Annotated in this window: 25 protein-coding genes; all 25 read right to left on the bottom strand. The window is 46.0% G+C overall.

What is annotated here, in order from left to right:
* Nucleotides 1-22: 22 nt before the first annotated feature.
* The gene (locus IGI78_RS00705; protein ID WP_288362208.1) at nt 23-1,774 is read right to left on the bottom strand and encodes a hypothetical protein; all 1,752 of its coding nucleotides are present in this window, start codon (nt 1,772-1,774) and stop codon (nt 23-25) included.
* A 165-nt stretch (nt 1,775-1,939) separates the two neighbouring features.
* A complete protein-coding gene (gene fliS, locus IGI78_RS00700; RefSeq protein WP_008376567.1) occupies nt 1,940-2,308 on the bottom strand; it encodes a flagellar export chaperone FliS in 369 nt (122 codons plus the stop codon).
* A gap of 13 nt (nt 2,309-2,321) precedes the next feature.
* Nucleotides 2,322-2,651, bottom strand: a complete 330-nt coding sequence (locus IGI78_RS00695; protein WP_195265576.1) for a hypothetical protein — start codon at nt 2,649-2,651, stop codon at nt 2,322-2,324.
* Nucleotides 2,652-2,726: 75 nt separating this feature from the next.
* Nucleotides 2,727-4,148: a flagellar filament capping protein FliD gene (gene fliD / locus IGI78_RS00690; RefSeq protein ID WP_195265687.1), complete on the bottom strand. Its 1,422-nt coding sequence runs from the start codon at nt 4,146-4,148 to the stop codon at nt 2,727-2,729.
* A gap of 4 nt (nt 4,149-4,152) precedes the next feature.
* Nucleotides 4,153-4,566, bottom strand: coding sequence for a flagellar protein FlaG (locus tag IGI78_RS00685; RefSeq protein ID WP_077453101.1), 414 nt, complete (start codon nt 4,564-4,566; stop codon nt 4,153-4,155).
* A 102-nt stretch (nt 4,567-4,668) separates the two neighbouring features.
* Complete coding sequence (locus IGI78_RS00680) at nt 4,669-5,751, bottom strand: flagellin (protein WP_005226642.1); 1,083 nt, start codon at nt 5,749-5,751, stop codon at nt 4,669-4,671.
* Between the two features lie 136 nt (nt 5,752-5,887).
* Complete coding sequence (flgL, locus tag IGI78_RS00675; protein ID WP_016619541.1) at nt 5,888-6,808, bottom strand: flagellar hook-associated protein FlgL; 921 nt, start codon at nt 6,806-6,808, stop codon at nt 5,888-5,890.
* Between the two features lie 3 nt (nt 6,809-6,811).
* On the bottom strand, nt 6,812-8,335 hold the full coding sequence (gene flgK / locus IGI78_RS00670; protein ID WP_016619540.1) for a flagellar hook-associated protein FlgK: 1,524 nt from the start codon (nt 8,333-8,335) through the stop codon (nt 6,812-6,814).
* Nucleotides 8,336-8,346: 11 nt separating this feature from the next.
* A complete protein-coding gene (locus IGI78_RS00665) occupies nt 8,347-8,703 on the bottom strand; it encodes a hypothetical protein (protein ID WP_016609029.1) in 357 nt (118 codons plus the stop codon).
* Nucleotides 8,704-8,979 (bottom strand): flagellar biosynthesis anti-sigma factor FlgM, encoded by a 276-nt coding sequence (gene flgM, locus IGI78_RS00660; protein WP_086293585.1) that lies wholly within the window; start codon nt 8,977-8,979, stop codon nt 8,704-8,706.
* Between the two features lie 95 nt (nt 8,980-9,074).
* A complete protein-coding gene (gene fliY / locus IGI78_RS00655; RefSeq protein ID WP_086293583.1) occupies nt 9,075-10,133 on the bottom strand; it encodes a flagellar motor switch phosphatase FliY in 1,059 nt (352 codons plus the stop codon).
* Complete coding sequence (gene fliM, locus IGI78_RS00650) at nt 10,130-11,140, bottom strand: flagellar motor switch protein FliM (RefSeq protein ID WP_008376586.1); 1,011 nt, start codon at nt 11,138-11,140, stop codon at nt 10,130-10,132. The genes fliY and fliM overlap by 4 nt, the downstream gene beginning before the upstream one ends.
* A gap of 17 nt (nt 11,141-11,157) precedes the next feature.
* Nucleotides 11,158-11,547 (bottom strand): chemotaxis protein CheW, encoded by a 390-nt coding sequence (locus IGI78_RS00645; RefSeq protein WP_430618192.1) that lies wholly within the window; start codon nt 11,545-11,547, stop codon nt 11,158-11,160.
* A gap of 19 nt (nt 11,548-11,566) precedes the next feature.
* Complete coding sequence (locus IGI78_RS00640; protein WP_003129084.1) at nt 11,567-11,929, bottom strand: response regulator; 363 nt, start codon at nt 11,927-11,929, stop codon at nt 11,567-11,569.
* A 14-nt stretch (nt 11,930-11,943) separates the two neighbouring features.
* On the bottom strand, nt 11,944-12,531 hold the full coding sequence (locus IGI78_RS00635) for a chemotaxis protein CheC (protein ID WP_005226634.1): 588 nt from the start codon (nt 12,529-12,531) through the stop codon (nt 11,944-11,946).
* The gene (locus IGI78_RS00630) at nt 12,528-14,579 is read right to left on the bottom strand and encodes a chemotaxis protein CheA (protein WP_195265578.1); all 2,052 of its coding nucleotides are present in this window, start codon (nt 14,577-14,579) and stop codon (nt 12,528-12,530) included. Before IGI78_RS00630 ends, IGI78_RS00635 begins: the two co-directional genes overlap by 4 nt.
* Nucleotides 14,580-14,600: 21 nt before the next feature.
* Nucleotides 14,601-15,374: a CheR family methyltransferase gene (locus IGI78_RS00625; protein WP_195265580.1), complete on the bottom strand. Its 774-nt coding sequence runs from the start codon at nt 15,372-15,374 to the stop codon at nt 14,601-14,603.
* Between the two features lie 5 nt (nt 15,375-15,379).
* A complete protein-coding gene (locus tag IGI78_RS00620) occupies nt 15,380-16,390 on the bottom strand; it encodes a protein-glutamate methylesterase/protein-glutamine glutaminase (RefSeq protein WP_016609024.1) in 1,011 nt (336 codons plus the stop codon).
* Between the two features lie 15 nt (nt 16,391-16,405).
* Nucleotides 16,406-16,903 (bottom strand): chemotaxis protein CheD, encoded by a 498-nt coding sequence (locus IGI78_RS00615; protein WP_005232766.1) that lies wholly within the window; start codon nt 16,901-16,903, stop codon nt 16,406-16,408.
* On the bottom strand, nt 16,887-17,390 hold the full coding sequence (locus IGI78_RS00610) for a chemotaxis protein CheW (protein ID WP_159161152.1): 504 nt from the start codon (nt 17,388-17,390) through the stop codon (nt 16,887-16,889). The genes IGI78_RS00615 and IGI78_RS00610 overlap by 17 nt, the downstream gene beginning before the upstream one ends.
* A gap of 18 nt (nt 17,391-17,408) precedes the next feature.
* Nucleotides 17,409-18,704, bottom strand: a complete 1,296-nt coding sequence (locus tag IGI78_RS00605) for a methyl-accepting chemotaxis protein (RefSeq protein ID WP_005226627.1) — start codon at nt 18,702-18,704, stop codon at nt 17,409-17,411.
* Nucleotides 18,705-18,858: 154 nt separating this feature from the next.
* Nucleotides 18,859-19,569 (bottom strand): cell division ATP-binding protein FtsE, encoded by a 711-nt coding sequence (locus tag IGI78_RS00600; protein ID WP_005226626.1) that lies wholly within the window; start codon nt 19,567-19,569, stop codon nt 18,859-18,861.
* Between the two features lie 12 nt (nt 19,570-19,581).
* A complete protein-coding gene (locus IGI78_RS00595) occupies nt 19,582-20,364 on the bottom strand; it encodes a flagellar hook-basal body protein (protein ID WP_142426403.1) in 783 nt (260 codons plus the stop codon).
* A 10-nt stretch (nt 20,365-20,374) separates the two neighbouring features.
* Entirely contained in the window at nt 20,375-21,076 is a 702-nt protein-coding gene (locus IGI78_RS00590; RefSeq protein ID WP_077453119.1) for a flagellar hook-basal body protein, read from the bottom strand.
* Nucleotides 21,073-21,780, bottom strand: coding sequence for a FliA/WhiG family RNA polymerase sigma factor (locus IGI78_RS00585; RefSeq protein ID WP_195265582.1), 708 nt, complete (start codon nt 21,778-21,780; stop codon nt 21,073-21,075). Before IGI78_RS00585 ends, IGI78_RS00590 begins: the two co-directional genes overlap by 4 nt.
* Nucleotides 21,781-21,806 lie beyond the last annotated feature (26 nt).

Here is a 21,806-nt window from a genome sequence, read left to right as displayed (position 1 = left end):
TGAAGTTCTTTTTTGATTCATTTTATTCAGATTCTTTCAATAAAGCTTGTACGACCTTACGACGACGATACAGCTGTCTGGTTTTCCAGCTGATAAAGCCGATGAGCAAAGCGAGCCAAGAAATGATCGTCAGCCATAAAGCTCCGTCGAAAAACCAAGGTGCGTCGTAATCAACGACTAAGACATTCTCCCCTGCTTGCTGTTGGACAGAAACAGCACCAATAGCACTCAAAGAGACATCTTTCTCAGTTAGTGGCTGCTGATTGAGGGTCAATTCAGTATATCGGTAATTGATGATCGGTAACGCCTTCCACGCCTCTTGATCACCTTGCCAACGTAAAGTAAGTTTCCCGTTTTCCACGGTTTTTGCCACGGTATCATTTTTTTCAATGATTTCTTCCCCGTACAAATTGTACTTGTTCTTCTTGGTCTCTTGATAGAGGGGCAGATAATCTGGGGTAGAACGTTGATACAGCGCTAATGCTAAGGACTTGTCTTTACTAAAATAGGCTTCCTTCAATTGCGCTTCAGATTCCGCCGACAGATAGGTGTGGTTTCGCAGTGAAACCGCCGCTTCATCGGAGTGCCAGTCCTGCATTTTGACCGTGTTTTGGATCAGGATTTGACCAACACTCAAGACTAAAACGAGGACGAACCAACGCGGATTTGCCAATGGCTTGCCCCGATAATAAGGAACCAGCAAGCACAAACCGACTAAAATCAAAATCGTGGCCGGAACAAAGAACCGAAAAGGAAATTGCAGTAAATTGATCACACCGTTGTCCAGACTACCTAGCCATTGCCAAGGAATAGCGTTCGATGATAAAACGAAAAAGACTGCTGCAGCTGCCGTCATTAATTTGAAGCCGCCAGATAGACGCGGCCAGACACGGATCGCACCGCAAAAGAACAAAGCACATAAGATGGGCAGCAGATACGGAGTCGTCCACCAATAGCTGCTGGTTCCAGTAATGGTATTGTTCTGCATGTTGCGATTCACAAAAGGCGCGATCAACGTGTTACTCGTATAAAGATCCAACATCCCTAACCAAATATTGGCGGTCAGTAGCAAGAAGATCCCGATCGCTCCTGCTAAGCGCAGCACCAATTGTCGTTTTTCTTCGCCAGAAGTCCCAACAAAAAAGGCGCGTAAGAAAAAGGGCACGTATAAGAACACTAACAAGATGCTTGAAAACACATGGATTTGAAATAAGACCGCCACGGAAACCCCTACCGCAAAAGGCCGTAACCGTTTATGTTCCCCTAGTGCGATCAGAGGAATCAGGCACAGCGGAAGCACAGCCGCCCCCCAAGCAGAAAAGCCCTGCCGCTCAATCCAATACTGGACAGAATAGGTCGCCATAAACAGGATGCTCATCCCCACTGACAGCCAGCCATTGACTCGTAATTTCTTTAATAAGCCAAACATCGAAAACCCTGCTAGCAGATAGAGCAGCCAATTGGCGAGCAGTTGGTAAGAAAACCACGAAGGACTCAGCAAGACCAGCAGTCCTTGGAAATAGGCAAAAAAGGGACCATATAATGCATTGACGATACGAGCAGATTGCTGAAACCCGTAGATAGAAAGAAAATATTGAAAATTGCCCTCTTTGATCTGCTGGCTAGTCTCATAAAAACGATTGAAGTGAAAGACCACATCAGAGCCCAAAATCATGCCTTGGCCTAAAATCTGCGGTAATAAAAAAACACCACTCATTGTAATCAGAATCACCACTTGCCAGAAAAGCGGCTTTTGTACTATTTTTTGTTTCAAAAAAAAACCTCCTTGCACCTTTTCGGTACGCTCATAAAAAGAGTACCAGATAGGGACGAGGAGGGGAAAAAGAAAGCTTAGTGAAAAGGGATACATGGTAAAAATTTAACCAATTACTAAACTTTTCTAGGTTTTAGGTGGTCGTTTCTTTGCTTTTTCTCAAATTTATTGGGTGATCGTTTGCCAGCTTTCCAGTAGTTCGCTTAAAAGCGGGACGACCGTCTCTGCAGGGGCTGCCTCTTTTTGGACATTGGCACTGACTAGCTGATCGTACATATAGCCATACAGCTGATCGAGATCTTCAGCGATAGCGCCGCCTTGCTCACGGTCTAAAGAGACCCGTAATTCCAATAAAATATTCTGCGCCTTGACAAATTGCTGATGAGCTTGGCTCAACTCTTCTTTTTCCAATGCGATCACTGCTAATTTGATATTTTTGATCGCTGCTTGCAACAGCATTTCAATCAGTTTGTTGGGGGAGGCACTCATTACTTGGTTCTGCAAATAGTTGTTTTGCATTTTTTGATAATTCATCTTTTTTTCCTCACTATAAATCAAATTCGACGAAGGCGGCACTGTCTTCTTGCTGCAAATACGTTTTGACAAGATTGTTTTTGCGGTTCAAACGCCCCAATTCTTGTTTGATCTCTTGCTGCTGGGCTTTGACCTGGTCTAAGAACGCTTGATACGCTTGGATCACTTGTTGCGCCAATACACTGGTTTGTGGACTATGGCTCTGTTCTTCTGCTTGCATGGCTGCTATGACCGCTGCATTGGCTGCCATCAAACGACTGGCTTCTTCGCTGTCGCCGCGCCATTGGGCAAAACCAGTTAAGATCTGATTCAAACGTTCATCTAATGATACGTGTGGCTCCATAGGTTGTTTCCTTTCATGTTGACGAGGGTTTCTTATGCGAATGAAAAAAATGACTGCTTTAATCGGCTATCCTGCCTAGTTTGACGTATTGGCAAACTGATTGCTTAGGTAGCTCAGCTGATTTTCAGCCTCCATCATCACGGAGTCTAATTTGGTGAACATTGTGATGTAACGTTCTTTTTTCATTGTTAAAATATCATCAAACCGTGTGATCTGTTTGTTTAAATCCTTGATGGTACTGTCATAGGTCGCAGATTTGGTGGCAATGATCCCTTTATTGGCTGAAGTATTGACGACATAGCTGTTGGCTAATTCTTTTAGGGCTAGTGTATAGCCAGTCTCTTTCGTGCTCGCAGTGCCATCAGCTTCTTTGGTTTTCGTACTTGCATAAAAGAAAGACTTCACAGCAGCGGGATCTTCCGCTAAGGCTTCTTTTAACTTTGTCGTATCCAATCCCAATGTACCATCATTATCGACGGTGGAGATGCCTAGCTTATTGGCGGTCAGCTTTGAGCCGCTGACGGCTGGAATGGTGATCAAATTTCGCAATTGGGTCTGTAGACGGGTCAACGCACTGTCTCCCACCAAGGTCCCCGTCTTGTTGTTTTCACTACTAGGATCTCCCACGGTCAAATTGTCGCCGATAAAACTCATCAAGCTATTGTATTGATCCACTAATCCTTGCACTGCATCAACGACTTTCGAGGTATCATTGGCTAAAGAAAGCGTTACATGCTCCTCGCTTTTTTTCGCTAACGTCAACGTGACACCATCGATAACATCCGTCACACTGTTGCTGTCGCGAGTGATCTTCATGCCGTCTAGCTCAAAAATAGCCGGTTGGCCCTGCGTCGTTGTCGCAGTTGAACCGATCCCTAACCCTTCGGCGGCATTGCCGTCGATCAAAAAGTTCTTGTCGCCCATTTTGGTATTCGTTAAAATCAAACGGTTATCCACGATGCTCGCCGCGACGAAGGTCGTCTTGCTTTGGCTATTGATCTTGGCTGCCACATCTTTTAAGCTGTCTTCGGCCGTGATCTCGATCGAAGCGGTGATCGGTTTGCCATCTTCATCGACTTCCGAACTGGTCAATGACAGCTGACCACTGACATTTAGGGCCGTTTTGCTGCTTTGAGCTACTTGACTCCCCGTCACCTTCGTGGCTGTTGCTAGTTGGTTGACTTTTAGATCATAGGTGCCTTCTGGAGCTTCCGTTGTTCCTGCAATTGAAGCGATGCTGCTATTGGTGGTCGTCGCTTTTTTCGTTTGATAAGCATCATCTTTTTGTAATGCATCGACTTTTGACAAAAAGTTAGACAAGCGAGTGCTGATATCACTCCACGCCGTTTTTTGTGCTTTTAGCGACGTGATTTTATTCTCAGCGCGGGTCTTGTTGATCGCATCTGCCGCCAATAATTTTTCAATATCTTCTGAAGTCACGCCAGAATAACTCCCTAGCGTTGTACTGATTCCTGAACTGCTGGTTACACTTGCCATGTTTTCATCCCTTTCGATCGACCGCGATGCCCATGTCATCCCATATTTTTCCAATCACATCTAGCATGTTGGCTGGTGGGATCTCTTTGATCACTTCGTTGGTCTGCATATCCACTAAACGCACCATCGTACGCCCTGTGCGCTCATGTACTTCATAAGCCAATTTCATATCTTTGCCAAGTAGTCGCTGATTCACTTCCGCCACGGAGGCTGCGATCTTGTGCTGATCGGCTACTGAAAAATAGTGGATCGGCGGTTCGGTTGCCACTGTCCGTTCCTTTTTCTCCGCCAGTTTCCCCTCTTGCTGTTGCGGCTGAAGGTTAGCGGTCTCTTGATCTAGGGATTCGATCGGACGTGTTTTAGCGACCGACGCAACGGCTTCGATCGGGTGTATTCCTGACATTGGCTGAATATCCATCAGAGCTTCCTCATTTCTAAACGTTTTTGTGCTGCTATGTAAAACACAAGAACTGCGCTTCCCCTAGGCAGTCCTTGTGTCAGTGGTTCACTTGATCAAAAATTATCCTTGTAACAAGCTCAATACGCTGTTAGGCATTGAGTTTGCTTGTGCCAACATTGAAGTTGCTGCTTGAGAAAGGATGTTGCTCTTCGTAAAGCTCATCATTTCTTGCGCCATATCAACGTCACGGATACGTGAGTTTGCTTCAGATAGGTTTTCTTGTGTTGTACCTAAGTTGTTGATTGTGTGTTCTAGACGGTTTTGCGCCGCACCAAGATCCGCACGTTGTGCAGAAACTGCTTTGATCGCTTCATCGATTTTTGTGATTGGGTTGTTTTCAACGCTGACAGTTGCCGCTGCTGCTTTGCCTTCATCAGAAGCGGTAAATGTTGCTAAAGCATCATCGTATGTTTTTTGAGCTGTTGCTTTTGCTGTATCATCCGCTGCTGTATCGATGGCTGTTTGTAATTCAGCAACTGTTTTACCAGCTGCCGCATCAACTGTGCCGTCCGCTGCATATTTTGTTGTAGCATCTGCTTTGAAGGCAGTCGCTACTGCTTTATCTTTTGCTGCAGCAACAGCTTTAGCATCGCTTGTGTCAATGGCTTGTGTTAAATCTAAGCCTTTTACTTTCAAGGCAGATGAGCTCATGTTGTTGATTGAAACGCTCATTGTTTGGTTTGCGTTGGCACCGATTTGGAAAGTGAATGATTTCGCATCATCGCCTTCACCAGTTAACAAGCTTTTTGTATTGAATTCAGTGGTATTGCTGATACGGTCGATTTCATCAGACAATGCAGTGTATTCTTTGTTGATCGCACTGCGGTCGTCATCACTTAACGTACCGTTTGAACTTTGAACCGCAAGATCACGCATACGACCTAAGATGCTGTGGGTTTCATTTAATGCACCTTCTGCTGTTTGGATCAATGAAATACCATCTTGTGCATTGCTTTTTGCTTGTGACAAACCGCCGATTTGGCCTTTCATTTTTTCAGAAATTGCTAAGCCAGCTGCGTCGTCCCCAGCTTTGTTGATGCGTAAGCCTGAAGATAATTTAGACAAAGAATTGCTTTTAGAAGCATTTGCTGCCGTTAGGCGTGAGTAAGTATTCAATGCTGAAACGTTTGTATTGATTCTCATGTGTAGTTCCTCCTAATTTTTATTCGCTAAGGTTTCCCTCTGCTACTATTTATCGGAAGAAACCGTTCAGGGTTAAGCCTTTTTTCTAAAAAAAATAAAAAACTTTTGCTCTCAGCAAAGAACAAAAGTTTTTGGGTTAATTTAAATAATCTAGAATGGACATCTGCATGATCTTTGTTCCCATCGCTAGTGTTGAACGGTAGGCAGTCATTTGATTTTGATATTCCATATACTTTTCCGCAATATCGACGTCTTGTTTGTTAGACAGTGTTTCGGTCAAGTTCAGCTTTTCCGTCTCATTTCGATCAGCTGCCGCCTCCAAGCGATTGTAGAGGGTGCCGATCTGCGCCCGTACATTCACCACATTAGTGGCATGCTGGTCATGAGCGGTTAAAAGCTCGCCCCCTAAGGCATCTTTATCATCACTGCGCAACGCAGACAATAAATCATTGAAGTAGGTGCTTAAATTTTGGGGATCCGTAGCGGTGCCCGTCTCGTTCATCAGTCGATCACCGCTGGCTAACAGATCCACCGAGACCCCGTTTGCGATTTCTCGCGGCAAGTCTTCGCTGGTGCCATTGTATTTGATACCGACGATGGCGTCATTTTCTTTGACGATCTCAAAAGGCGCCGTCGTTGTATTCGTTCCGCTAAATAGATAGCGGCCATCAAAGTTGGTGTTTAATGATTCAACGATGCCTTCGATCTCTTGCTCGATCTCTGAACGATTTGCCCCTAATTCCTCACTGCCAGCTGTCGCATTGGCAGAAGATTGAACCAATGAGCGAATCCGCAGCATCGAGGTACTGACGCTTTCTAAAGCAGAATCTTGGGCTTTTGTCCAAGAAATACTGTCTTTAATCGTATTATTGTAAGTTTTGTTTTGATTTAACGACACATTGAGATCCATGATTTTTGAAACCAGCAGTGGATTATCCGAGGACTTGCTGACTTCTTTCAAGCTCGATAGCTGATTCAACGTGGATTGGACTTTGGAGGCGTTGGTTCCTAGATTTCGTAAAAAATCATTGTAGGTGATTGAATTGGAAATACGCATGGTCTACACTCCTGTTCGATTGATCAATGTGTCTAACATTTCAGAAACGACCGATAATATGCGGGCATTGGCCTGAAATCCTTGTTGGAAACGAATCACATCTGACATTTCTTCATTTAATGAAACCCCAGACACCGATTGATTTTTGTATTCTAGTTGATTCAGCAGCGACAATTGGGCACTGACTGTATTGTCGGCTTGCTGTTTTGAGATCCCGTTTTTGGTGACGATGCTGTTAAAATAGCTGCTGACACTCATGCCAGATGCTGCATTGGCAAACGTCAATGTCTCAGAATCAAAAGAAGCGATCGTCTTTTCTGACAACGGGAAATCCAATTTGGCACTGCTGAGTTTCGCCATTGCAGCAGCTCTTGAACCATCTCCTGCTGCATTGCTCGTTCCGCCGGTCACCAGACTTGGGTTATCTAACAGTGCTTGGCTGACCCGAATCGTCGTCGCTGTGCCGGTATCATCTTGGCCGATCTCAAATAGTCCGCTTGTACGAGAAGCGCCGCCGGTAAAGACCATGTTCATGGCTTGCGCGATCGTCGTCGTAAAGTTGTTCAATTCCGTCAAGCGGCTGCCGATTTCACTAGATGATGCTTGCAGGCCCCCGATCGCGCCTTCTTTGATCGGCAATTCTGTATAGGCGGTGTCGCCATTGTCGGTGGTTTTCGTCAACAAGACGGTTCCTGCTGGATAAGACCCTGTGATGGTTTCGGCAGGATTCAAGGCGTTGCCGTCTTTGGAAACTAAGGCGCCTGTGTCGCTTTGTCCCACCACCACACTAAGGGTATTGCGTTCCTCCGCACTTAAGATCGTCTGTCCGCTCATGGATACAAACCCACGGCCATATTGATCGGTCTTGGTTTCGATCCCTGCTAGACCCGAGAGATCTTTCAACAGACTGTCTCGACGATCTAAAAGATCATTGGGTGTCTCACCACTCGTCGTCAACCCATAGATCTGTTCATTCAAGGATTGTAGCTGTTTGACCTTCTCATTGAAGTCCAGCGCGGATTTTTCGATGGTATCCAGCGTATCGCTTTGCAACTGCGTCATTTGTTTGCCCATTTGGTTGATGGTATCGGCAAACGTACTGCTGTTTTCCAGCACGAGGGTCTTAGACGTATCCAGTTCAGGATTGTTGGCTAATGCGGTCCAAGAATCAAACATCGTTGCCAGCTGTTTGGACAGTCCGTTGTCAGAAGGCTCATTCATTAAACTTTCCAGCTGTCCTAATATGTCTGCTTTTTGTTCATAATATGTATAGGTAGAATTGGCATTGCGTACTTGTCCAATGACAAAATCATCGACGATCCGTTCGACACTGCCGACTTTCACACCCATACCGATGCTGCCGACACCCGCTAGATGGTAAGACGCTTCAGCTTGCAAGTTGACTCGTTGTCTTGAGTAGCCGTCTGTATTGGTATTTGCAATGTTGTGGCTGCTGGTTTGCAACGCTGCTTGATTGGCGGTCATGCCCCGGGTTGCGGTGCCTAATGAACCAAATAGTCCTGTCATAGAAGTACTCCTTACATTTTTTGATCGATGATCGCTGTTGAGACTGCTTGTTTTTCTTGATATTTCGAATAAGTATTTGCCGGTGTCTTGATATTTTCTTTGACTGCATCCATCAAAACAGTTTGGAAACTAATGGCTTGTTCCGTCAGCAGGAGATTCTCGGCTTGCTGCACTTGGATCTGGCGGATGAGTTCTTTGATCGCCACTGAAAGAGTTCCTTCATACGTGGAAAAAACGGGTACGAAGGCGGTTTTTTTCTCGACGAGTTCTGGTAATTTTTCTGCTTGATTTTTGATCAAGCAGGTCTTTTCTTTTTGCAGCAACCGCAAGAACTGCTGTAGCTGACGCTCAAATTCCCGTTCTGTCATCTAGTCGACCTGCTTTTCATCTTGTTGCAGCATTTTATCGGCGATTGTTTCGGCAGATACTTGGTAGGTGCCTTCTTTGATCGCTCGTTTCAATTCTGCCACTCGTTCACTGCGACTGGCTATTTGATTGGCACTCTTTTGAATGGCTTGAGCTGTTTCGGACAATTGAACATCGACGGTTTTTTCTGTCTGAGCAGCAGTTGGCTTTTCTTGTTTGACCGCTTCACGTTTGATGGCCTTGTCGCTGTATTCTGCGTAACCTCTTTCGATTTTCATAGGTTCTCCTCCGTTCTCATTCTTCTACCCTCTACTATCGGTCAAATCACAAAAAAGTTAAACCCATATGTTTAACTTTTTGCGATTTCTTCAAATTAATGCAAATTGTGGATGCGTTGTTTTTGCGAAAGAATGTTGGTGATCCGCACACCGAAGTTTTCATTGATGACCACGACTTCCCCAGTGGCGATCAGTTTGCCGTTCAACAAAATCTCTAGCGGTTCATCCGTCAGTTTTTCCAGTTCGATGACGGACCCTGTATTGAAAGATAAAATGTCCTTAATGGTTTTTTTGCTGCGGCCTAACACGACACTTAGATCCAATGGCACATCAAGGATCAAGTCCAAATTATCCCCATCGCTCACTCCGCTGGAGGTCAATGTTTGAAACGCCGGTTTGCTGACTTCTACGGGCTTTGATGCAGCCGCTGGTTCTGGCGTAGGTGCAGCAACGGGTGCCGTTGGCTGCGGTGTTGGTGTTTCCCGAGTAACGACAGTCGCTTCATCGGACAGCATCGCACTGGCGATATCGTTGACCACCGGATCCGTAAAGATCTGCATGATTTTGCTTTCGATCAAACCTTCGACGCGCAAAGAAAATGAGATACAATAAATCTCTTCCTCTGCCTCGATCCCGCTATACTCAATGTTTTCTGGCGTCTCCCATAGTTTGACGATCGGCGGTAAGATATCCACTTTGCGGCTGATCATCGTTGCCATCGAAGTCGAGGCCGTCCCAATCATTTGGTTCATGGCTTCGGCCACAGCACTTAGCTCTAATTCTGTAAATTGAGTGTTGCTGGTTTCACCGGTTCCACCCATCATTAAATCAGCGATCACGATGGCATCCTTGACTTCTAACAGCATCAAATTACTGCCTAAAAGGCCTTCTTTAAATTCAACTGTCGTCGCTACTTTTGGTGCAACGAGGTCGTTTAAGATCTCACCAAATTTGATTTTAGACACCCGGGGAGTCGTGATGCTGACCCGACGATCAAGAATGGAAGACAACGTCGTCGCCGCTTGCGACATGGAGATATTGCCAACTTCGCCGATAATGTCGACTTTGACTTGCTCTTCTAATCCTTGCGGCTGGGTTGGGGCACTTTGATTCAACAATGCATCGATTTCTGCTTGGGATAAACGTTCACTCATAGTTCTTGCTCCTCTTCTAACTTGTCTAATAATTCAATGGCTAAATGGTCCTCTTGCTTCCCAGGTTTTGCTCGGAAGTAAGGTTTTCCATCGATGAAGGTCTCTAATGGTTCAGTAATTTTTTTGTCTAGTTTGATGACATCGCCTTCTTCTAAGTGGAGAAACTCTGAAAGACTCATTTGAGCATGACCCAGCAGAACTTCTAGATTCAATCCGACCCCATTCAAACTTTTTTGCAACTCGCGGCTATCGTCTTGGTTGACTGGCTGATTGCTATCAAACCAATTGCGGAAACTTAATTTATCAATGATCCCTTCAAAAAAGACATAGGGGATACATAGATTGATGAAATGTTTCACTTCAAAAATTTTGATAGTAAAGGTCACTAATACGACGGGTTCGTTGGGCGACATGTTTTGCATCAATTGCGGATTCGTATCGATTCCATCCAAAACTGAATCCAAGGCAACGATGTCCTTCCAAACATTTTGGTAGACCCGTACAAATTGTGCTACTACTTCTTCCAAGATCGCTGTTTCAATATCAGTAAAACTTTTTTTCTCGCTAAAATCCATTTCGATCGGCTTGTTTTGATAAACATCCAAGCCGCCGCACAACAACTCCACCAACATCATACACAGTTGTGGGTTCATCTCGATCATCTGGATCCCGCTCAAAGGCTGAGAATGAAAGAGCCCCAACAAAGTAAATTTTGGTATCGAATGGATAAATTCGTCATAACTGACTTGTTCGATAGCTGCCAACTGCAAAGAAACATTGGTTCGCAGTTGGGTAGAAAGCATGCTGCTGCTCATCTTCGAGAAATCCTCGAAGATCATGTGCAGGGTATTGACGTATTCTTTCGACAGCTTTGTTGGTCGGCGAAAATCGTAGGCTTTCACTTTGGCTTGTTTGTCTTCTATCTCAATAATTTCTTGATCGATCTCTCCGCTGCTCATCGCATTCAACAATAAATCAATCTCTTGCTGCGTCAATACCTGATCCACACTAATCCCCCATTTTTTTAAAAAATCATGTGATCGATTTGAATCACACTGGCTACTTTTTCACCGATCGTCACGACCCCAACGGCATGTTCTGTCTCTTGATTGCCCAGTTGGATATCGTCTTCAGTGATATCAAGTACTTCAATTACTTCTTCTACGAGGACCCCTTTGGTCTCCTCTTGCTTCTTCATGATCAATATGTTTTTTTCGTAGGCTGGTTCCATGATGGGAATCAATTTTGCCAAACGAATCACCGTTACGACAGACCCCCGCAGATTGATCAACCCTTCCACCCACTCCGGTGCTAATGGCACCTTCGTAAAGGAAGGGGCATCAATGACCTCGTCCACCGAGTCCGCCGAGATCAAATAGTACTGCTGGGCTATTTTGAAAAGAATCATCTGCATGTCGCTATCCTCCTAGGCATTAGGCAAAGGCTTTGTCGATGGCAGTGATTACGCGGTCCGTGTCAAAGGGCTTCACGATAAAGTCCACCGCACCGGCGCGAATCGCATCCATCACCATTCCTTGTTGTCCCATGGCACTGCACATTACGACTTTGGCCTGCGCATCAAACGTGCGGATCATTTTTAATGCCTCTAAGCCATCCACTTCTGGCATCGTGATATCCATGGTCACTAAGTCTGGTGTCGTTGCTTGGTATTTTTCAAAAGCCTCTTGGCCATTTTGGGCTTCCCCCACGACTTCATAGCCGTTTTTTTCTAAAATATCCTTTAATTTCATGCGCATAAATACCGCATCATCAACAATCAATACTTTTTTTGACATTGTATTTGCCCCTTTCAAATTCCTAATGAATCAAATATGTTTTCTAGTACACCGATTTCTGGAATCAAAAATAACGATGCCTCTAATGTTTCTTTGGCGTAGACGAACTCATTACGGATCACCATCACCTGCTCATCATACTGGGCCATCGCCAAATAGATGGAGCTGATCGCTGCGCCAAAGAAATCATAGCTGGCGCTTGGTAAAGACGCACTCAGTTGGGTTTCCAACAGTTGCCCGATCGCGATCAAAAAAGAATTGGTAAGGATGTTGGTCAACTCGTTGATGACCGATTGCTTCAATTCTTCAGACGGATCGCTTTCTTGGATCATCAACTGACGCAATTTTGCGGCGGATTCATCCGTTAAGACAAACAAGAAGATCCCTCGAAATGCCCCTTCGATCTGGCTCATCACCACATGAACTTCTTTGTCTTCCGCCATGATCTGCTGATACAGGTCCTCATAAGCTAGAATCTCGACTTCCGGTACCCGCATATCGATCGGTTGTTGGACGAGCTTTGATAAACTAGTCGCAGCGTGACCACCGCCGATATTGATCAGTTCTTTTAGGCCATCGATCTGCAGCGCTGTATAGCTCATAAGCGGTCATCCTTTTTTTCCTGACAGATGGCATGAATGTCTAGGATCAGTGCGATCGAGCCGTTGCCCATAATCGTTGCCCCTTGATAGCGATTCAGCTTTTGCAGCAATGGATCGATTTTCTTGATGACGATTTCTTGCTGGCCGATCAGCTCATCTGCCAAAATGCCGTGAAACTGCTGGTCATTGTTGACGATGATGGCGAATTTTTTCTCAGATGGATCGCCTTCGATCGCTAAGAGTTGATCGGTCCGAACCAAGGGAATCAACTCCTCTTGAAAACGATAGACCTCATCTGAGACCGTCTGGATGATCTCTTCTTCTTTGACCATCACCACGCGTTCGACGAGATTTAGTGGGATCGCAAAGGTTTCTGCTCCGACGCGAACCATCAACGCTTGAATGATCGACAGAGTCAATGGCAATTTGATCACAAACTGCGTGCCTTTATTTGGCTGGCTCTTCATTTCGATCGTACCCCCTAGTTGGGTGATCTTGGATTGCACGGCATCCATCCCGACACCGCGCCCAGAAATGTTAGTCACTTCTTGTGCCGTTGAAAAACCAGGATGGAAAATCAACTGCTGCAACGCTTCATCGGAAAGGCCTTCCGTTGCTAAGCCTTTCTTTTCAGCACTTGCTTTGATTACTTGCGGATCAAGGCCTTTGCCATCATCCTCTAAAGTAATGATCACGCGATTGCCTTCTTGATAGGCCGCCAAGCGAATCGTGCCCTTGCGCGGTTTGCCCAGTTTTTCCCGAACATCGGGTGCTTCGATGCCGTGATCGACAGAATTACGTAACAGATGGACCAGAGGTTCGCTCAACTCAGAAACCACTGTTTTATCCAATTCCGTTTCTTCCCCAAAAATGACAAGTTCCATTTCCTTTTGCAGTTCATTGGATAAGTCCCGAACCATTCGTGGAAAGCGACTAAAGACGACATTGACTTGCTGCATGCGGATCCGCAAGACCAAATCTTGCAGCTCAGAGGTCAATCGCGAAACTTGCTCTAAGGGGTCTTTGACTGCTTCGATGTTTTCCCGCTCACTGACATCTTCCAATTGATTGCGATAGACCACCAATTCGGACACGAGATCCAAGAATGAATCTAAGCGATTCAAGTCGACTCGGATCGATTGATTTTGGGCGGACGCATGATGCGCGGGCGCCGGCGATTTTTCTTTCGTTTCTGTTGTCGCTTGTTGAAGAGCAGAAGTCTCTGACTCTGGGGTCGGCACTGGTTGAAGCAGCTCTTCTGCCTCCTCCAACACAGCGGCTGATGGATCAAACGGTGCCACCACGAAGGCTTCGATCTCACTATTGCTGGCGATGTTTTGCTCGACATCAGCCAGTGTTTGCTGCGTCAAATACAGCAGTGAAAAATCTGATTCAAAGGTGCCTTCTTCGAGTGTTTGGGCATCTGGTTCTGTATAAAGAACATCCCCTGCTTGGCCAAGCTTTTCCATGATCAAGAAGGCACGAGCACCTTTTAACATGGATTGGGCATCTAAGCGAACAGCAATTTGGACCGCTTGATAGCCATCTCCAGCCGCTTGCTCGATCACATACAGATCAGAAGGATCGATCTGTTGAAGCTGTGGGGTTAACGCGCCTACTGCGGTGGGTTTTTGGCTTACTTCTGTCTCGGTTGATATACCGCCAGAATGTTCCGTTTGGTCAAGTTCGGCCAATAAATCGGCAATTTGAGCTGGCTGCAGGTCTCGTTCTTCCCGCAAGTCCTCCACAAGTTCTGACAGGCGATCCAGACATTTGAAAATCAATGAGATCGATTGCTGGGTCACTTGCAAGGTCCCAGTTTTAAATAACTCAAAAATATTTTCCATTTTATGGGTCAGCTGCGTCATGACGTCATAGCCCATCGTTGCCGCCATCCCTTTAAGGGTATGGGCAGAACGGAAAATATCATTCAGCAAGGCGCTATCTTGTGGATCGTTTTCCAATTGCAAGACATGATCATTCAACTGCGCTAAATGATCGTCTGTTTCTTCAAAGAAAAGGGTACGATAGACACTATTGTCATCCAAATGGGTCCCTCCTTTACAAAATTATACTTTTTGATAGATAAACGAATCGATTTTCTTGAGACCGAATTGTTCCGCAAAATTGATCGTTTCTGTCGCTCCCGTAAACAAAATGCCCCCTGGGACCAATGCATCGCTGAATTTTTGATAGACGGCATCCCGAGCATCACTTTTGAAATAAATTGTCACATTACGGCAAACGATCACATCAAAAGGCCCATTGTACGGGTCTTTCAAAAGATCGTGTTGCTTAAAATGAACCCGCCGTTTGATTTCTGGTTTGATCTGAAACTGGTTCTTTTCTTTTGCATCAAAAAAACGGGTACGTTCTGCCGCTGAGACATTCCGCAATTCGTGGTCTCGATAGAGTCCTTGCTTGGCTTTTGCCAAAATTTGCGTATCGATATCGGTAGCCAAGACATTGGCTGTGGCAATTTGGTTTTTTTCTAGCAGCATCGCGATCGTATAGGGTTCTGCCCCAATCGAACATGCGGCACTCCAGATTTTGGGCAGCGTGGTTTTCGGGAGAACAATGGTTTTCAAGACGCGTTCAAAGGCGTCAAACAGTTCTTTGTTGCGATAAAATTCCGTTACGTTAATGGTGATATGGGCTAAAAAAGCCGCCCGCACCCCTTCATCGCCTTCGATCAATTGCTGGTATTCCCTCAACGTCTTTGCCCCGCTGTTTTCCATGATCGTAAGGATGCGGCGCTGCATTTGATTTTCTTTGTATGCGGCTAAGGGAATCCCTAATCGGCGATCCACCCACGCATTAAATAAGGCAAATTCTTCTTCCATCTTCTTCACCTGACCATCTGTGCAATTTTTGCTTCAATGCCCTGCAATGGCAGGACTTCATCCACGACTCCTTGTTCAATGGCATACCGCGGCATCCCAAAGACTGTACACGTTTCTTTGTCTTGAACGATCGTATAGCCCCCAGCCGCTTGGATCTGTCGTAAGCCAGCGGTGCCGTCTTTTCCCATCCCCGTCAAAACCACTGCCGCTAGTTGCGGGCCATAGTAGTCAGCTGCTGAGGAAAAAAGATAATCGACGGTTGGCCGCGTCCCATGCCGTTTTTCTCGCTGGTCCAGCTGCAGGTGCCCTTGTTGGACCGTCATGTGGTAATCCCCTGGACAAAGATACACTTGATTTTCGATCCGCATGCCGTCGACTGCTTCTTGTACTCGGACGGTTGTCTCTGTGTCTAAGCGTTTTGCAAAGGAAGCCGTGAAGCCCGCCGGCATATGCTGAACGATCAAAATGGGACAACGCAAACGCGCAGGCAAACGGCGGATTATCCCCAGCAAGGCACGCGGTCCGCCTGTTGAAGCACCAATGACTAGCGCATCAAGTGATACCGGCAAGCTGTTTTGCGTCAGCTTAGTGGGCTGGGCAATCGTTGGTACTGGCGGGTGAACCGTACCGACTTCATGATCCATCGCCAAAATCTTTTGATGAAATTCAGCAATCCATTCTTTTTCGATCATCGATAGACTGACGGGTTTTTCCACAAAATCTCGGGCGCCAAGCGCCAAAGCCTCAATCGTGGTTTCTTGATTGGTTAATGAACTAAGCATGATGACGGGAATGGCTGATTGCTGTTTCATCCTCCGCAAGGTCTCTAATCCGTTCATCACTGGCATCTCCACATCCATTACTACCAAATCGATCGCTTCTTTGGTCAGATAGTCCAATGCTTGTTTGCCATTGCGGGCAGCGACGGTCACCTCGATATCAGGCAGCTGATTCAATAAATCTGTCACTACTTTCCGCATGAATGCCGAATCATCGACGATCATTACTTTTTTCATGTCCCTGTACTCCTTTTACAAATAAACGATTTCTTGTTTGACTTGCCGAACCATGGTCTTGAAATCCTGAAGATCCACGATCATCGTTCGACCAGCGCTGCCGCCAACATGTTTGGCTACGATCGGAATGTTTAGCCGAGCCAAGACTTCCTCGACGGCTTCAATATTGCGCTGACCAATATTGCTGGCAGCGTTAAGCGTCTGGAACTGAAACATATTGGCGCCGCCAACGATTTTCGCTTGAAAGCGAGGCCGACGGATCTTTTGTTCCAGCTCAGCCACCATCGCTGGCAATGCCAAGTCCGCAAACTTCTCGGGCTTGATTTCCCGCTTGTGCAAAAAAGGCTGACTATCTGGCAGCATAATATGACTCAAGCCGCCGATATGACTGGCTTCATCGTAAATGATCGTGCCGATGCAAGAACCTAAACCCACCGTGATCAAACGCGTCGGCGCTTGGGCGATCTTATACTCCGAGATCCCCACATGCAGTTCCTCATTCACGGTCATCATTGTCATGGTCTTTGGCGGCTGCCAATTCCTCTGTCTGATAGGCGTCTAACTCCGCCGTCATCTCAGCGGCTTGTTCATAGCTGAAGAGAAACGGCAGCTCCAATGCCAACACAAGTTCATCGTCTTTTTTCAGAAAGGCTTCGATATAGTTTTGCTTGAGTCCTGATGTATTTAGTTCCGCATTGCTAGGACTTTCAACTAGCGGTAAAATGCCGACGATCTCTTCCACGTATAGGCCGATCGCCTGCTCTTGCCAGTGACACAACAAGACCACATTTTGCCCAGTTTCCGGTGTAAATTCATCAAACAGCTTTTTGCGGATGTCAATGATCGGCACCATCGCCTCTTCAAAAGGCTGGATCCCCAGCACGAAATCCGCCACTTCTGGCAGCTGTGTAAAAGAAGCAGCCTCAATGACCCGTACCACATAGTCGATACGCAAGGCAAAGAGTTGTTGATGACTTTTAAATACAACGTATTGTTCCATTGGCGTCACTGCTCCTTTTTAGAATTTGAAACTATCCACTTGGAACTTAAGGATAGTGGCGATCGTTTCGATCTCTTGCACATTCCGTTCAAAGTCTTCGATGACTAAGTAGAAGTCTTCTAAGTTTGCCGTTACTTCTTGGGTGCCGGCGGAGGTTTCCGAAACAGCAGCCGAAATGTTGCTGACGGAAACTTGAACCATGTCTTTTTTCTCAACGATCCCCGTAATATGGGCTTCCACGGCTTGAATACTTGAAACCAATTTTTCGACAATATCAGAGATCTCATTGGCTGACTCGATCGCTTTGTTGATATTGTTGGTTTGTTTTTCGCCGCTTTCAAAGGAATCCGTCACTGCAGAGACCACTTTTTCCGATTTTTTGCGGATCGTTTCAATGATCGAACGAATGCTTTTCGTTGATTGACTGCTTTGTTCCGCCAAGCTACGGACTTCTTCCGCAACGATGGCAAACCCTCGGCCTGCTTCTCCAGCTCGAGCTGCTTCGATGGATGCATTCAATGCCAGTAAGTTGGTCTGATCAGAAATGTCATTGATCAGCTGAACGATCTTACCGATGCTTTGGACATCTTCGTTCATGTCGTTCATGCTTTCTACTAATTCTGCTTGGTTTTGCCGTTCGATCTCCCAGCTTTCAAATACATGGAACATCATTTCCGAATTGTGGACATTGCTGCTTTGGGATTGACCGACATAGCCATTCATCAATTCGATCTCTTTGTGGATCTCTTCGATACTTAAGGCTAGCTCGTCCATATCAAAGGAGGTTTGTTCCGCTTCGGAGGCTTGTGAACTAGTGGCATCTGCGATGGCATTCATCGTCTGACGCACATTTTCAATTGAATTTTTGGCATTTTTTGAGGTTGTCGTTAGGCCGCCTACCATTTTTTCCATTCGGCTGCTTTCTTCGTGCATGCCAACGATCACCGCTTTGAAGGTGTTTAAAACCCCTTGAAAACGATTTTGAACTTGCCCAAAAAGAGAAGTCTGATCGCTGCTGCCGATCTCATCGATATGCGACAGATCGCCAGAACCGACTGCTTCTAGTTCTGTCAATAACGTATCCATGCCTGAGTGGGTCTCTTTTTTTACCAAATAGGTCATTCCTACTAACACTGCGATTTCTAGCAGCAGTACGATCACTGAAAAAATAAAGAAACTTTTTGCTGCTTGTCCGTCTCCGTGGGTGCGGATCACGAAGAAATAGCATCCTAATAATACGATCAGGGTAAATCCTAGCGGAATCAACGCCGCCAAGCGGATTTTTTTGATGATAGCTTGTACCTTCTTCTTCATAACAGTATCCTTTCCTATGCAAAATGATCAGTCGTGCTGTTTATCAAGATTCGCTCTTCACTTGATAATCGTTGGGTCACTCCTTCTTTATCCGATTATGAAAACAATCTTCTAGTTCTTTAATCGGATCTTTTGCTAGAAAAGTTAAGCATCTTCACCAGACATATGTATCTTTTGGATCAGCAAAGCGCGTATAGCCGCCTTGGTATTCATCACGAACCAAACGACCGTTTTGCAGTTCGACTACCCGATTACGGACCGTATTGACCATCGTGCTGTCGTGGGTCGCCAAGAGGATCGTGGCACCGACTTGATTGATCCGCAAGAGTAGTTTCATGACTTCGACGGCTGATTTGGCATCCAGATTGGCGGTGGGCTCATCGGCGATCAAGACTGCTGGCTCTGTGACGATCGCCCGCGCGATTGCTACTTTTTTGCGCTGTCCCACGGAAAGCTCCTCGGGATAATGATCCTTTTGAGGAAACATGCCCACCAGTTGCAGCGCTTTGGCGGTTTTTTCCTGACGCAGCTTACGGGGAGTGCCTAGTACTTGCAGCGCATAGTCAACGTTTTTGGCAACCGTCAGATAAGGAAGCAAAAGGTCTTCTTGTCCGACGATACCGACTTGTCGTCGAACCATATAGAGATGACGGTCTTTGAGTTGTTCCAACAAGACATTGCCGACTTGGATAGAACCAGCCGAAAGCTCTTCTTCTTTCAAGAGTAATTTGAATAAGGTCGATTTGCCCGCACCGCTGGGACCCACCACATAGATAAATTCTCCTTGAGGGATCGCAACAGAAATATCGGCCAATGCCAACGTGCCATTGCTGAATTTTTTACTGACCTTGGTTAAGCGAATCATGTTCTTTCTCCTCTAATCTGTAAAACGATTGATCACGGACCACATCTCATCGGCTGTCTGCATGGCTTTCGTATTCAATCCATACGCACGCTGGGTCGTTAACAAGTCTGTCATGGACGTCGCTAGATCCACCGTCGACTGTTCTAACTGTCCTTGCAAGACGCTGCCAAAGGCTGCCGGATTGGTTTGCGAAGTAAGCAACGCTTGATCACCGGCACTATACAGTTGGTTGCCCACTGGCGTGATGTTTTCTGTATTCGTCGGCTGATAAAGGGTCAGCTGTCCCAACACGCGAGTCTGACCATTTTCTTCCGTCGTCAACTGACCGCTGGCATCTATTGCGATTTGCTGCGCATCTGGCCACTGCGCGGTTGGTACGTTTGTGGTCATTGCCACAGGGTACCCTTCACTATTGACTAATTGCTTGTTCTCACTTAAATGAAAATTGCCTGCTCGACTCAGCAGCAATTGACCGGTTTGGTCCCGAACCCCGAAAAAGCCATTGCCTTGAATCGCGAGATCTAATGGCTGAGCAGTGCCCGCCAGATTGCCTTGGGCAAAACTGGTAGTCGTAGTCGCTTTTGCCCCCATTGACGCACCATATTGGGCGGCGTTGCCATTAAATAGCGTTTCTTCTGCACCGATGGCATTTTCCATCAATGCTTGAAAGTGCGTCGTTTGTGCTTGGTAGCCATTGGTATTGACGTTGGCGATGTTGTTGGCTGTCGTGTCTAAGTTTGTCTGCAAATGATTCAACCCAGAACGGCTGATTCCTAATAATCCACTGATATTCATTGACTCATCCTCAAATCTTTCCTAATTCGTTGACCGCTTTTTGCAATGTTTGATTCGTTGAACTCAAGACTTTCTGATTGGCTTCAAATTCCCGAGAAGTCTGGATCATCGCCACCATTTCATCGGCAACCGCTACATTGGCTTGTTCTAAGGCACCTTGCTGGATCACGGGTGCATTCACCGTGGTTCCTGCTGCGTTGCTAGTCACGTAGTTTTGACCAGCTGTAGTCAATGCTTCTTGGGGGAATGTTTGGATCTGAAAGTTCGCTGGTCCTAAGGCGCTGACTGCTTGTCCATTGGCACCTAAGACAAGATAGCCTTCTTGTGTTACGTATTGATTCTGCTGATTGACGGTAAAGTCGCCATTTCTCGTATACAACCGCTGCCCCGCATTGTTTTGAACGACAAAGTAGCCTTCGGAAAGCAGTGCAAAATCGCTGGCTTGTCCCGTCTGTTTGACGGCACCTTGGTCTTGACTGATGGTACTGCCTGCCAATTGGGTCCCTAAAGACAATCCACCGATGTCACGGCGGGTATCCGCATTGGGCCCGCTTTGGTAATTATGCAATGCCACTTCATCTAGCGCCGACTGGAACAAAGTTTTTGCTTGATACCCTGTTGTATTGACATTAGCAATATTGCCGCTCGTCGTCTCTTGTCGCTTTTGTAATAATGAAATGTTCCGTGATAAGACATCCAATCCTCGAATCATGCCAGTTCCTCCTCAATCAATGTGCGCAATTTGGCAATCGTTTTGCCGTGAATTTGTGAAACTCGCGGAATCGAGACTTCTAAGATTTCAGCGATTTCTTTTAACGTCAGTTCTTCGGTATAGTACAAACTTAAAATCAATTGTTCTCGTTCCCCTAATTTTTTGATGCACGCCACCAAGGCGGTGCGTTTTTCTTCGGCGACCAAGATATCTTCGACATTCTCGGCAGGATCCCGAACCATATCTTTTAACGTCATGCCTTCTTCTTGGTAAGCAAACAAGGTATCTTCCAAAGAGACGCTGGCTAAGTAGTGCAGACTCTCATAAATATCCGCTAGTTGACTTTGGTTGATTCCCAACTGTTTGCAGATCTCGGTGTCGGTCGCTTCTCTTTTGAGGCGTTGCTCCAACTCTTGCCGCGCTTGATAAAACTGATTGACTGCCGCCATTTTGTAACGGGAGATTTTAGCGTGCTTGCGTACTTCATCAATGATAGCCCCTTTGATGCGAATCGCTGCATAGCTTTCAAAAGGAACTTTTTTTGAGGGATCGAATTTCCGCAAGGCATCCATCAACCCAATCACCCCAATATTGTAGAGATCGCCTGATTCATAATCGGCGGTTTTGATAGACAGGCGCTGAACCACCCGTTCCACTAGCGGCAGATACTTGATGATCTCCGCTTCTCGATCGACTTCATACATCGGCGATGCCCCTTCCTAAGAAAATT

The organism is Enterococcus sp. DIV1767, assembly GCF_050542585.1.
In the GTDB taxonomy this organism is placed as follows: domain Bacteria; phylum Bacillota; class Bacilli; order Lactobacillales; family Enterococcaceae; genus Enterococcus_D; species Enterococcus_D innesii.
Note: the sequence above shows the minus strand (reverse complement) of the source record. Positions and strands in the feature narration are given on the sequence as shown.